The 12,103-nt window shown below is 61.6% G+C and carries 10 protein-coding genes and 1 tRNA gene; 7 read left to right on the top strand and 4 right to left on the bottom strand.

The genetic code is table 11. The features are described 5' to 3' along the window. Positions 1-11 precede the first annotated feature (11 nt). Positions 12-1,244, top strand: coding sequence for a CaiB/BaiF CoA-transferase family protein (locus LIY45_RS18690; protein ID WP_226477193.1), 1,233 nt, complete (start codon positions 12-14; stop codon positions 1,242-1,244). Positions 1,245-1,286: 42 nt separating this feature from the next. On the opposite strand, the gene LIY45_RS18685 is transcribed toward LIY45_RS18690, so the two are convergent. Then, on the bottom strand, positions 1,287-2,669 hold the full coding sequence (locus LIY45_RS18685) for a glycerophosphodiester phosphodiesterase family protein (RefSeq protein WP_226477192.1): 1,383 nt from the start codon (positions 2,667-2,669) through the stop codon (positions 1,287-1,289). Positions 2,670-2,845: 176 nt separating this feature from the next. Between LIY45_RS18685 and LIY45_RS18680 the strand changes: the two genes are divergently transcribed. Continuing rightward, positions 2,846-2,921, top strand: a tRNA-Asn gene (locus LIY45_RS18680). Between the two features lie 79 nt (positions 2,922-3,000). Here LIY45_RS18680 and LIY45_RS18675 read toward each other — a convergent pair. Further along, positions 3,001-3,627, bottom strand: coding sequence for a LysE family translocator (locus LIY45_RS18675; protein ID WP_026077815.1), 627 nt, complete (start codon positions 3,625-3,627; stop codon positions 3,001-3,003). Positions 3,628-3,854: 227 nt separating this feature from the next. Here LIY45_RS18675 and LIY45_RS18670 point away from each other — a divergent pair, with 227 nt between their 5' ends. Next, entirely contained in the window at positions 3,855-5,900 is a 2,046-nt protein-coding gene (locus tag LIY45_RS18670) for a prolyl oligopeptidase family serine peptidase (protein WP_226477191.1), read from the top strand. Here the strand turns inward: LIY45_RS18670 and mug are convergent. Further along, a complete protein-coding gene (mug, locus tag LIY45_RS18665; protein ID WP_226477190.1) occupies positions 5,887-6,402 on the bottom strand; it encodes a G/U mismatch-specific DNA glycosylase in 516 nt (171 codons plus the stop codon). The two genes, LIY45_RS18670 and mug, sit on opposite strands and share 14 nt — an antisense overlap. Beyond that, on the bottom strand, positions 6,399-7,022 hold the full coding sequence (locus LIY45_RS18660; RefSeq protein ID WP_017476217.1) for a TetR/AcrR family transcriptional regulator: 624 nt from the start codon (positions 7,020-7,022) through the stop codon (positions 6,399-6,401). The genes mug and LIY45_RS18660 overlap by 4 nt, the downstream gene beginning before the upstream one ends. 15 nt (positions 7,023-7,037) lie before the next feature. On the opposite strand from LIY45_RS18660, the gene LIY45_RS18655 reads away from it, so the two are divergent. Genes LIY45_RS18655 through LIY45_RS18640 form a run of 4 tightly spaced genes read left to right on the top strand, consistent with a single transcriptional unit; the run spans position 7,038 to position 11,965 of the window. After that, positions 7,038-8,159 (top strand): HlyD family secretion protein, encoded by a 1,122-nt coding sequence (locus tag LIY45_RS18655; protein WP_346269017.1) that lies wholly within the window; start codon positions 7,038-7,040, stop codon positions 8,157-8,159. Beyond that, positions 8,156-9,610, top strand: coding sequence for an MFS transporter (locus LIY45_RS18650; RefSeq protein WP_226477188.1), 1,455 nt, complete (start codon positions 8,156-8,158; stop codon positions 9,608-9,610). Before LIY45_RS18655 ends, LIY45_RS18650 begins: the two co-directional genes overlap by 4 nt. 51 nt (positions 9,611-9,661) lie before the next feature. Next, positions 9,662-11,008 (top strand): efflux transporter outer membrane subunit, encoded by a 1,347-nt coding sequence (locus LIY45_RS18645; protein WP_260525376.1) that lies wholly within the window; start codon positions 9,662-9,664, stop codon positions 11,006-11,008. 12 nt (positions 11,009-11,020) lie between these two features. After that, the gene (locus LIY45_RS18640; protein ID WP_226477186.1) at positions 11,021-11,965 is read left to right on the top strand and encodes an aldo/keto reductase; all 945 of its coding nucleotides are present in this window, start codon (positions 11,021-11,023) and stop codon (positions 11,963-11,965) included. Positions 11,966-12,103 lie beyond the last annotated feature (138 nt).

The raw sequence follows: 12,103 nt of genomic DNA, 5'->3' as shown, positions 1-12,103 counted from the left end.
GGACAAGAATAATGGGTGCATTGACAGGTTTGCGGGTGCTGGATTTAAGCCGGGTATTGGCCGGGCCCTGGTGTGGCCAGGTGTTGGCTGACCTCGGCGCGGAAGTGATCAAGATCGAACGGCCACAGAGCGGTGACGACACCCGTGGTTGGGGCCCGCCGTGGATGAAGACCGACACCGGCGAGTCGTCCGGACAGGCGTCTTATTACCAGTCCACCAACCGCGGCAAATTATCCGTGGCCATCGACCTCGCCACCTCCGAAGGCCAGGAACTGGTGCGAGCCCTGGCGGCCAGCTCCGACGTACTGATCGAAAACTACAAGGCCGGCTCCCTGGCGCGTTATGGCCTGGATTACGCGACCCTGGCCGAGATCAACCCACGGTTGGTGTATTGCTCCATCACCGGCTTCGGCCAGACCGGCCCGCGTGCCGAAGAGCCCGGCTACGACTTCATCATCCAGGGCATCGGCGGCCTGATGAGCATCACCGGCGAACGCGACGACCTGCCCGGCGGCGGCCCGCAAAAAGTCGGCGTGGCGTTTTCCGACCTGATGACCGGCCTGTATTCCACCGTCGCCATCCAGGCCGCACTGCTCAGCCGCGAACGCACCGGCGTCGGCCAACACATCGACATGGCCCTGCTGGACGTACAAGTGGCAACCCTGGCCAACCAGAGCATGAACTACCTGGCCTCGGGCAAGGTGCCGCAGCGGTACGGCAACGCCCACGCCAACATCGTGCCGTACCAGGTGTTCCGTGCGGCAGACCGCGACTTCATTATCGCCTGCGGCAACGACAGCCAGTTTATTGCGCTGTGCCACAGCATAGGCTTGCCGCACTTGCCGGATGATCCGCGCTTTCGGCGTAATGCCGATCGGGTCGCGCATCGGGCGGAGATTGTCGAGCTGTTGTCGGCGCATTTTCTGCAGCGTACGGCGGACGAGTGGGTGGCGAGCATTCACGCGTCGAAGGTGCCGGTGGGGGCGATCAACAACATCGCGCAATCCCTGGAAGAACCCCAGGTGATTGCCCGGGGCTTGATGGTGAAGATCCCGCATCCCAGGAATCCGGAGTTCGCCATGGTCGGCAGCCCGATCAAGATGTCGGGCACGCCGGTGGAGTATGTGAGGCCGGCGCCGATGTTGGGGCAGCACACCGATGAAGTGCTTGGCGAGCGCCTGGGGTTGTCGGCGGAGCAGTTGGTGCAGCTCAAGGCGGGTGGGGTGATCGAGCAGTTGGACTGAACAATGGCGGCCCGGAGGGCCGCCATCCATCTGGCTGATTGTTTAGCGCGCGACTTCTTTAAGGTAGGTATTTCGGGCTGCAACGGCCGTCGGCGTGAAGTCCGTAAATACACCATCAACGCCCGCCCGGAAGAAGGCCAGGTATTCGGCCGCCGGATTGCCCTTGTAGGCACCGGCCAGGTACTTCGCTTCGTTGCGGAAGGTGAAGATATGGACGAACAAACCGGCCTTGTGGGCATCGCTGATCAGGCTGGTCGGCTTGAAGGTGTCGACCTCGGGCAAACCCGGGTTTTGCGCTGAAGAGGTGGTCAGCGCCATCGCCTGCGGCTTCCACGGCCCGATGCCGTCGGCGTAGGTCTTGACCTCGGCCAACCCGGCCGGCGTCAGCATCGCACCAAAGGCGCGTGGATCGCCGGCGACGGTCCAGCTGTAGGGGCGGCCGCTGACGAAAGTGTTGGGTTTGTCCGTGATGAAAATGGTCTCGCCGGTCTTGAAGTTCACACCGTTCCCATCCACCAACTGCACCGCCCTGGATTGCAGGCCGATAGAGCGAAGGTACTTCAGGCTGTTCGGGTCGAAGCTCTGCACAAACACCGGCGCGTCTTTGCGATTGAGGTTGTTGTCTTTAAGGGTCTTGAGAAACGCCGCTTCGAACGGATGACTGCCCGGCGCGCCGCAACCATTGGCGATGGCCTGGGCGTTGTTCCAGATCGGGTTCTTGCTTTCCGGGTAGGTGGTAATCACACGGCCTGTGGCGGCGCTTTTGGCTTTTGCGATGTCGATCACTTCCTGGAAACTCAGGATCGGCAGCTTGCCGTTGAGTTCGGTCGGACGCTCGTCGCGGGCGTCGTACGTCGTGCCGCCGATCCATTGCTTGAGTTCGGCCAGGGTGAAATCGCTGATTGACCAGTCGTTGGTATGGTCTTCGCCATCCACGATCAAGGACTTCAACACGGATTTTGGATCGTTGGGGTTCGTCAGATCACTGAGGTATTGGGCCGGGCCATTTTCTGCAGTGGCGGGATATTTGACGTTAACCAGTACACCGGGAACCGTGCGCTTGCGGCGTGCAACTTCTGGATTGGTCTTCGCGACGTCGCTGATGTTGGTGTTGTCGCTCAACCAGGGATTGTGCCGAGCCACCAATACACAGTCCTTGGTCATGTGCAGGTCCAGCTCCAGCGAATCCGCACCAGCGTCGGCGGCATGCTCGTAGGAGGCCCGGGTTTCTTCCGGGTACAGTCCTGGCAGGCCGCGATGGCCGATAACCAACGGCGGTGTACCGTCCAGGGTTTTGAAGGAACCAGAGGCCGCAGGCGCGCTTCCGGTCACACTGTCACACGCGCTCACTGTCAGGCTGCATCCGATAACGATAAAGCGGGCAAGCAGGGTTTTTACCGCTGGCGGGCCTGAGCGAGTGTGCATGTGTCATCCTTCAAGAAGAGGGTAGGGGGCGGGGTATCTGCGGATGTTGGCGTTGACGTATGACAGCGTCGTGACAGGAAGTGGCGTGGTGATTTTCCAGCGCAGCGCACCTGGGTGAAGCAAAAAACTCACTGAATGCTTGACTTATCCTTTTCAATCAGTAACATACGGCGCATTCCGCGATAGCTCAGTTGGTAGAGCAAATGACTGTTAATCATTGGGTCCCTGGTTCGAGTCCAGGTCGTGGAGCCAGATAGTGAAAAAGCCTGCAGAGATGCAGGCTTTTTTTTGCCTTGAATCTGACCGGGGCTTGCCGGCCACAAAGGTGTTTTTACTTCTGGCTCAACGCTGCGATCGACAGCCCCGAGGCCACGAAGGTAAAGCCGGCGCCCAGGTTAAGCCCGTTGACCACCTTGGGCTTGCGTTGCAGCCACGCCGAAAGACCCGTCGCAAAAATCCCCATGAGGGCGAAGCCCAGTGCGGTCAAACCGGCGAACCAGGCGCCGTACACCATCATTTGCACGGTGACCGAGCCCAGCTTGGGGTTGACGAACTGAGGAATGAAGGCGAGCACAAAGAGGCCCGGCTTGGGATTCAGGGCCGCAGACAGAAAGCCGGTGAGGAATATTTTTTTCAAGGGCTGGCGCGCGGCAGGCTGAAAGTTGATCAGGCTACGCGAGCGCAAGACTTTGATGCCGAGCCAAAGCAAGTAGCTGGCCCCGATCACCTTGACGATCCAGAAGGCCAGCACTGAGGTCTGCATCAAGAGGGTCAACCCCAGGGAGGCGGTTGTCACGTGAAAGAGGATGCCGGTGCCCGAAGCCATTCCTGAGATGGCTGCCGCCAGTCTGCCCTGGCTGAGCCCCCTGGCGATTGCCAGCAGGTTATCCGGCCCTGGGGAAAGCACCAGTAACAGACAGGCGGCGGTATAGGTCAGCCAAATATCCAATGGGAACACAATTATTCTCCTTTTGTGTTTGGGCGCCCACCCCGATGCTTTCGGGATGAGTGCCATGGTGCGTGGTGAGGATAGCAGGCTCATTGGCCCGGCACTTTCGGTTTGAGGAACGTCCTCGAATCAGACGATATTCGGCAGGCATGCAAACTTGCTTTTTTATCGCTCAAAAGGATCAAAGTCGGGCACCCTACGCGCTATCCATTTCTGCTTTTCGACAGGATTCGAACATGTCAAAACTTCCCGAAACGTCCACCGATCCCTACCAATGGCTTGAAGACGTCGACGGCGAGCAATCGATGCACTGGGTGCAAGCCCAGAACCTCAAGACCGAAGACCGGCTCGCCCGCTCCGACAGCTTCCAGCAAATCAAGGCCGACGTGCTGGAGATGCTGGACTCGGACAGCAATATCCCCCACGTCGACAAGGTCGGCGCCTATTACTACAACTTCTGGATGGACGCCGCCCACCCGCGGGGCCTGTGGCGTCGCACCACGCTTGAGGAGTACCGCAAGCCTCAGCCCGCCTGGGAAACGCTGCTGGACCTTGATGCACTGAACGCCACCGAAGGCGAAAACTGGGTATGGCACGGTGCTGACTATTTGCGCCCGGACTACCAGCGCTGCCTGCTGGCGTTGTCCCGCGGCGGGGCGGATGCGAGTGTCACCCGGGAATTTGATCTGGCCAGCAAGACCTGGGTCGAGGACGGTTTCCAGTTGCCCGAGTCCAAGGGCGGCCTGGGCTGGATCGACCGTGACAACGTCTATGTCTTCACCGATTTTGGTGAGGGCACGATGACCCGCTCCGGCTACCCGCGCATCGTCAAACACTGGCAGCGCGGTACGCCGCTGAGTGCCGCCCGTGTTGTCTACGAAGGCACTCTGGATGACATGTACATCGCGGCGATGCACGATGATACGCCGGGCTATGAGCGTGATTTCGTCAGCCGCACGCTGGCGTTCTACGACAACGAACTGTACCTGCGGGGCAACGGCGGCCAGTTAAGTAAAATCGACGCGCCAAACTCGGCGGAAAAGTCGGTGCATAAAGACTGGCTGCTGCTGGAACTGCGGGAGGACTGGGCGCTCGATGAGGTGTTTGTGGCCGGCTCGTTGCTGGCGATCCGGTTTGATCGCTTCATGGCAGGCCAGCGGGATTTCGACGTGCTGTTCACCCCTACGGACAGCACCTCGCTGGCGGGTTTTTTCTGGACGCTGAATCACCTGGTGCTGAACGTACTCGATCACGTCAAGAATCGCCTCAGTGTGCTGACTCCCGGCGCGAACGGATGGCAGCGCAGCCCGTTCACCGGCGCGCCCGGCATGGGGACGGTGTATGCCAGCGCGGTGGACAGCGACGACAGTGATGCGGTCTGGCTGGTAACCACCGACTACCTGACGCCGACCACCTTGTCGCTCGCCGAGATCGGTCATCCGCCCGAGGCACTGAAAACCCTGCCGGCATTCTTCGACTCCAGCCGGCACTTGGTCGAGCAGCACTTCGCGGTCTCCAGGGATGGCACCCGTGTGCCGTATTTCGTGGTGCGCGGGAAAGACTTGCCACTCGATGGCACGACGCCGACCTTGCTCTATGGCTACGGCGGTTTTGAACACTCCCTGACCCCGCATTACTCCGGTGAAGTAGGCCGCGCCTGGCTCTCGAAAGGCGGGGTGTATGTGGTTGCCAACATTCGCGGTGGCGGTGAATACGGTCCTCGCTGGCACCAGGCGGCACTCAAGCAGAACCGTCCGCGTGCCTACGAGGATTTTGCCGCAGTGGCCCGTGACCTGATCGGCCGTGGGATTACTTCGCCCCGACACCTGGGCGCGGAGGGTGGCAGTAACGGTGGTCTCTTGGTCGGCAATATGCTGACCCAATACCCTGAACTGTTTGGTGCAATCGTCTCCCAGGTGCCCCTGCTCGACATGCAGCGCTACCACCTCTTGTTGGCCGGGGCGTCGTGGATGGGGGAATACGGCAACCCGGACGAGCCTGAAGAGTGGGCGTACATCCAGACGTTTTCGCCGTATCACCTGTTCGATCCGGCGAAGGCCTACCCGCCGGTGTTTTTCCTGACCTCGACCCGCGATGACCGGGTGCATCCAGCCCACGCCCGCAAACTGGCGGCGAAGATGATCGACGCCGGCAAGGACGTGACGTACTACGAAAATATCGAAGGTGGGCACGGCGGGGCGGCGGACAATGCACAGGCTGCGCATATGAGTGCGCTGGTCTACAGCTTTTTGTGGGAGAAGCTGAGTTCTAATCGGGACTGAGTGTTGCCAGCCTTAATTGTTGGTACGCCTGCACCAACTGGTCGAGCGTAAACCCAAGGTTCCTGCCGCTGGGATTGGGCAGAACCCACACAGCCGCACGCCCCAGGGTGTGCGGTTGAAGCCCCCAGGCAATCTGCTTCTGCCCGCTCAACGCGCTATAGGCTGCCTTTCCCAGAAACGCTACAAATTGCGGTGCATAGTGGGTGATCTTGCGTTCAAAACTCGCCGCCGCTGCCTTGAATTCATCCACTGACAACTGATCCGCCCGGGCCGTAGGCCGCTCCACCACCGTGGTCAGGCCGCACTGGTACTGCAGGATCGTGCGGTCATTTTCCGGCTGCACTTCATGGGGCGTAAACCCGGCCAGGTGCAGCGTGCGCCAGAACCGGTTGCTCCTGCCCATGAAGTGATGGCCGGTGGCGGCGGCCTTCAGGCCAGGGTTTATGCCGCAGAAAATCACGGCTAGGTGCTCGGCCAGAATGTCTTCCAGGCCTTCCTTCATCCGCAGATGACCTGCACGGCATTGCGCGCCAGGGCGATCAGCTCGGCGTGGGGTTTGCCCGCCCGTGCGCGAATCGAAAGGCTGTGCACCAAAGAGGCCGCGAGTACCGCGACAGCCGCCGGGTCTGCACCACCTTTCAATTCACCGGCCTCAATGGCCGTGCGCAGGCGGGTTTCGAGATGGGCGTCGAGTGCGTCGAGGCGCTGCAAAAGCACGGCACGAATCTCGGCATCCTCGACCGCTTCCGTGGTGGCGGTGCCGATGATAAAGCAGCCCCGTGGCTCGCCATCCCCCGAAAAGTAGATCGACAACTGGCCTTCATATAAGCGCATCAACGCCTCTGCCAGGGTCAGGCTCGGGTCGTCCAGCGCCTCGTCGATGGCCGCTGAAGCGAGGCCCCAATACTGCTCAAGCGCCTTGAGGTAGATCGCGTGTTTGTCGCCGAACGCCGCATACAGGCTTGGCCGGTTCATCCCGGCGGCGGTGGCGATGCTGTCCAGTGAGGCGCCGGAATACCCCGTACTCCAAAACACCCCGAGGGCTTTTTGCATTGCCGTTTCGGGGTCGTAGGCACGTGGGCGGCCACGGCCTTTTGCCTCTGTGATCTTTTTTTGTGCCATGACGTACAAAAATCCTTGAGTAGAGGTGGGTGGGTCGATATTCTTACATCATTGCACAAAATTAAAGCCCTCAGAAATCCCGGGCTCAGCAAAGGTGATTCGATCATGAGCAAAACGTTGGAAAACACCATCCGCACTCCCTGGCGCTCACTGTTGATGGTGGGCTTTCCGGTACTCGTCGCTGCGACCGGCTATGTGTATTACCTGAAGGATGCGCCGTACGTATCCACCGATAATGCCTATGCCCGAGTAGCGAAGGCATCGATCAATGCGCGGGTCTCGGGGCAGGTGGTGGAGATCGCCGTGGAAGACAACCAGGCCGTGCGTAAAGGGCAGGTGCTGTTGCGGATCAACCCCGAGCCATTCCAGGTGGCGGTCGACCGTGCCCAGGCTCAATTGAGCGTGGCGCGCCTGCGGATCGAAGGCCTCAAGGCCAGCTACCGGCAACAGCAGGCGGAGTTGCAGGCGGCCAAGGAATCGACGGGTTTCGACCAGAAGGAGTTCGCCCGCAAAAAGGCCCTGGTGGCCACCGAGTTTGTGTCCCAGGCCGTGTTCGAGCGGGCCGATACCGACCTGAAAGTTTCCCGGCAACGCGTGGCGTCCATCGAGCAGCAGATCGCCAATACCGTGGTGGCCTTGAACGGCAATCCAGACATTGAAATCGACCGTCACCCGGCGATTCGCGAGGCCAAGGCGCAGCTCGATGAGGCGCAACTCTACCTCTCGTACGCGACGGTCTATGCACCCGACGACGGCGTGGTGGCCAAGGTGGATGACGTGCAGGTCGGCGACTACCTGAACAACGGCGCGCCGGCCTTCGCTTTGTTGTCGCCACGTCGTACCTGGGTTGAAGCCAACTTCCGCGAAACCCAGATGACCCATATGCGCGCCGGTCAGCAGGCAACCATCAAACTCGACACCTACCCGGACCATCCCTTCAAGGCGCACATCACCAGCCTGAGCCCGGGCGCCGGGGCCGACTTCGCGCTACTGCCGCCGGAAAACGCCACCGGCAACTGGGTCAAGGTGGTGCAGCGGGTGCCGGTGCGCCTGGAACTGGACGATGCCAACGCGGACTTGCCGCTGTTCTCCGGCACCAGCGCCACGGTGACGGTTGATATCAGGACCGGCCCATGAATGGCGCACGTACTCTCCGGTTTGGGGCTTTGCTGGTGACCTGGTTGCAGGCGCTCAACGTGTCGCTGCCGAACTCGGCCCTGCGGTTTGTGCAGGGCAGTTTGTCGATGACGGATGACGAGGCGGGGTGGATCTTCACGTCGTACCTGGCGGCCAGCGCGATTACGTTGCCGGTGGCTCAGTGGCTTGCTGCGCGCTTCGGCGTGAAGGCGGTTTACCAGGCGGCGATGGTGATCCTCGCCCTCGGCCTGCTGCTCGCGACACAGGCCACCACCTCGCTGCAATTCGTCGGCGCACGGATCATCCAGGGGGCTGCCAGCGGCGTATTGGCACCTCTGTCGATGGCCATCGCTCTCGAGACATTGACACCGGCACGACGGCCAAAATTTGGCCCATTGTGGACGGCCATCGGGCTGCTGGGCATCGTCAGCGGCCCGGCGATTGGCGGTTGGATCAGCGAGCATTTCAGCTGGCACTGGATGTTCTACGCCAGCCTGCCGCTGCTGGCCTGCATCGCGCTGATCGTGGCGTTGTTGCAGGAAGAGACGAAGGCCGCCAACGCACCGGCATTTGATTTCTTCGGGTTCGGCAGCTTTACCCTCGGTGTCATTGGCCTGCAAATGCTCCTCGACCGTGGCCAACGCCTGGAGTGGTTCGACTCGCCGGAAATCTGGCTGGAAGCCGCAGGCAGTGCCCTGGGTTTCTACCTGTTCACAGTGCACCGGTTTACCGCCAGCACACACTTCATCAGCAAGGGGTTACTGCGTGACCGTAACTTCGTGCTGTCGACTCTCATCTTCTTCGCGGTCGGCTTCGTGCTGCTGCCGACCATGGCGATGACCTCGCCGATGCTGGATGAACTGCTCGGCTTCCCGCCGGACACCACAGGCTTCCTCACCATTCCCCGTGGCTTGGGCTTGCTGGGTGCGTTCTGGCTGATGAACCGGGTACCCGCGCATCTCGATGGCCGCCCGTTTGTGGTCGCCGGCATTGCCGTGGTGATCTACGCCAACCACTCGATGCTTGGCTATTCACCGCTGATGGACGGCTGGCCGGTGGCGGTATCCGGCGCGATCCAGGGGGCCGGCCTGGGGATGCTGATGCCGGCGCTTTCCCGGGTGGCGTTCAGCACCCTCGACCCGACCTTGCGCCCCGAAGGCAGCGGACTGTTCAACCTGTCCCGCGTCTACGGCAGCACCCTCGGCGTGGCGGTGGTGCAGTGGTTCTTCTTCAACAACACCCAGGCGATGCACGTGGCGCTGGCCAGCCACCTGACCGTGCATGCGGTCCCGGCATCGACCTCCCTGGCTGCATTCGTTGCGCTGAACGAAGCCATCACCGGCCAGGCCGCTTTCATCGCGGTGCTCGGCCAATTCAAGATCCTGCTGTGGGCGATGCTGGTGGTGAGCCCGCTGGTGCTGCTGCTGCGTAAACCTGTCACGACCCACTAGTTTTCCGGAGTGTGCGTAATGAAATCCCATGGGCTTGTTATCACGGCCGTTATGACCCTGTCCGCGTGTTCGGTTGGCCCGGACTATAAGGCGCCGTCCGTTAGCGCTTCGCAGCACTATGACGTGCAGGCTGAACAGCACGTTTCGTTCAACCAGAAGGTGAACGTCGACTGGTGGTCGACCTTCCACTCCCATCAGCTCGACAGCATCATGCGCCGGGCGATTGCCGGTAACCTTGAGCTGACGGCAGCGGATGCCACGTTGCGCCAGGCCGCGGCCTCGGTGGCGGCGGCGGAGGGGGCGCTTTTCCCGCAGGTGGCTTTTGCCGCGCAAGCGGGCCGCCAGCGCGTGCATAACGCCGCTCGGCCAGCGGTGGCGAATTTCTATGGCGTCGGGCCGCAGGTCAATTTCGACCTCGACGTATTCGGCGGCAACCGGCGCCGAGTCGAGCAGCAGCAGGCCTTTGCCGATCTCCAGCAGCATCGCTTCGAAGCGGCGTACCTGACGCTGACGGGCGACGTCGCCAGCCAGGCACTGTTGATGGCCTCGGCCAGCGCACAGATGGAAGCGGTGCAGACCTTGCTCGCCACCGATGCGAAAAACCTCGAACTGGTGCGTGCGGCACAACACAGTGGTGCGGCGACGCAGCTGGATGTGTCCCTGGCCGAAACGCGGCTGGCGCAGGACCGCACGCTGTTGCCGCCACTGGCCCAGCAGCGCGATGCGGCGCGGCATGCGTTGTCGATCTTGGCGGGCAAGGGCCCGGCGGATTGGCGTGCGCCGGACTTCACCCTGGCTGAATTTGCCTCGGCCGCCACGTTGCCGGTCAGCCTGCCGTCCGAACTGGCCCACGATCGCCCCGACGTGCTGCAAGCCGAGGCCGAACTGCGTGCCGCCAGTGCGGCGGTCGGCGTGGCCACCGCCAATCTCTATCCCCATGTGGAACTGTCCGCCTCATTGGCCCAGGCCGCGTCGGGCAATGGCGGTGCGGCACTCTGGAATTTCGCCGCCGGGCTGGCGGGGCCGATCTTTGACGGCGGCACCCTCAAGGCCGAACGCCTGGCGGCGGTGGAGGGCTACAACGCTTCGCTCGCCCACTATCAGCAGACCGTCATCCAGTCCTTCGGCCAGGTTGCGGACACCTTGCAGGCGATCCACCACGACGCCGAGGAATCCCAGGCACAGACCGCCGCGCTGCAGGCCGCCGACAACAGTTTGCGCCTGAACCAGCAAGCCTATGGGGCAGGGGATAACGGCCTGCTGCAAGTGCTGGAGGCTCAGCGCGCCTATGAGCAGGCCTTGCTCGGGCAGATCCGCGCGAGCACCGCCCAACACCTCGACACGGTGCGCCTGTTCGTCGCGCTCGGTGGTCGTTCGGTCAACGATTTCAAACGCTAGTGGAGTAAAAAAATGAGCTATTACGATGCACTTCGCGATACCCGTTTTCCTTTGCAGCATGGCTCGGGCGCGATGCCGGCGGTGGGTTTCGGCACGCTGTTCAGGGACCTGATGGCCACCGCCCAGGCGGTCACGGATGCAGTGGATGCGGGCTTTCGGCATTTCGATTGTGCGGAGCGTTATGGTAACGAGGCGCAGGTGGGGGCTGCGCTTCACGACGCGGTGGCAGCGGGCAAAGTCCGGCGTGATGAGTTGTTCATCACCACCAAGCTGTGGAACAACAACCATCGGCCCGAGCGAGTGGTGCCGGCGTTTGAAGCCAGCTGCCGCAGGCTTCAGGTGGAGGTGATCGACTGCTACATGGTCCATACGCCGTTTGCGTTTTTGCCCGGTGATGAGCTGCATCCACGGGATGCGTTTGGGCATGTGCTGTATGACTCGGGCGTGACGCTGATCGAGACGTGGCGGGTGTTGGAGCGGTTGGTGGATGAGGGGCGCTGCGCGTCCATCGGATTGTCGGATATCAGCCTGGAAACGCTGCGGGAGCTGGTGGCGGTGGCGCGGATAAAGCCTGCGGTGGTGCAGGTGGAGTCACATCCTTATCTGCCGGAGTGGGAGTTACTGGAGTTCTGCAAGCAGCATGGGATTGTGGTGTTGGCGTTTGCGCCGCTGGGGCATGGGATGAAGCCGCGGGTGTTGGATGAGCCGGTGATTACCGGGATTGCACGGCGGGTGCAGAAGACGCCGGCTCAGGTTGCATTGGCGTGGTCGGTACAGCGTGGGGTGGCGTTTTTGACTTCGTCGGTGACGCCGGCGCGGATTCGGGAGGATGCGGATATTTCGACGTTGCCGCAGGTGGCGATGCGTGAGATTGAGAAGGACATTACGACCCGGGTGCGGTTTAACCCGGTGATGGATACTGGGGTGTTGGGGTTTATTTCGCGGGAGAAGTTTTGAGTTTGGCCGTGGGGGATTTGTGGTTTTTTGGAGAGTGTACATATCCGTTATTTAGGTAACGGCCACCTATGGTTCCGCTCTTACAGCGGCTCACTTTGGAAAAGCCGGAATGCCGGCCCAGCCCAAAGTAAGCAAAGG

It is taken from the genome of Pseudomonas sp. MWU16-30323, assembly GCF_020515595.1.
Taxonomy (GTDB): domain Bacteria; phylum Pseudomonadota; class Gammaproteobacteria; order Pseudomonadales; family Pseudomonadaceae; genus Aquipseudomonas; species Aquipseudomonas yamanorum.
Note: the sequence above shows the minus strand (reverse complement) of the source record. Positions and strands in the feature narration are given on the sequence as shown.

What these genes read in the sequence shown, in the direction of transcription:
- LIY45_RS18690 (WP_226477193.1), top strand. Translation starts at nt 12, where the DNA reads ATGGGTGCATTGACAGGTTTGCGGGTGCTGGATTTAAGCCGGGTATTG.
- LIY45_RS18685 (WP_226477192.1), bottom strand. Translation starts at nt 2,669, where the DNA reads ATGCACACTCGCTCAGGCCCGCCAGCGGTAAAAACCCTGCTTGCCCGC.
- LIY45_RS18670 (WP_226477191.1), top strand. Translation starts at nt 3,855, where the DNA reads ATGTCAAAACTTCCCGAAACGTCCACCGATCCCTACCAATGGCTTGAA.
- mug (WP_226477190.1), bottom strand. Translation starts at nt 6,402, where the DNA reads ATGAAGGAAGGCCTGGAAGACATTCTGGCCGAGCACCTAGCCGTGATT.
- LIY45_RS18660 (WP_017476217.1), bottom strand. Translation starts at nt 7,022, where the DNA reads ATGGCACAAAAAAAGATCACAGAGGCAAAAGGCCGTGGCCGCCCACGT.
- LIY45_RS18650 (WP_226477188.1), top strand. Translation starts at nt 8,156, where the DNA reads ATGAATGGCGCACGTACTCTCCGGTTTGGGGCTTTGCTGGTGACCTGG.
- LIY45_RS18645 (WP_260525376.1), top strand. Translation starts at nt 9,662, where the DNA reads ATGACCCTGTCCGCGTGTTCGGTTGGCCCGGACTATAAGGCGCCGTCC.
- LIY45_RS18640 (WP_226477186.1), top strand. Translation starts at nt 11,021, where the DNA reads ATGAGCTATTACGATGCACTTCGCGATACCCGTTTTCCTTTGCAGCAT.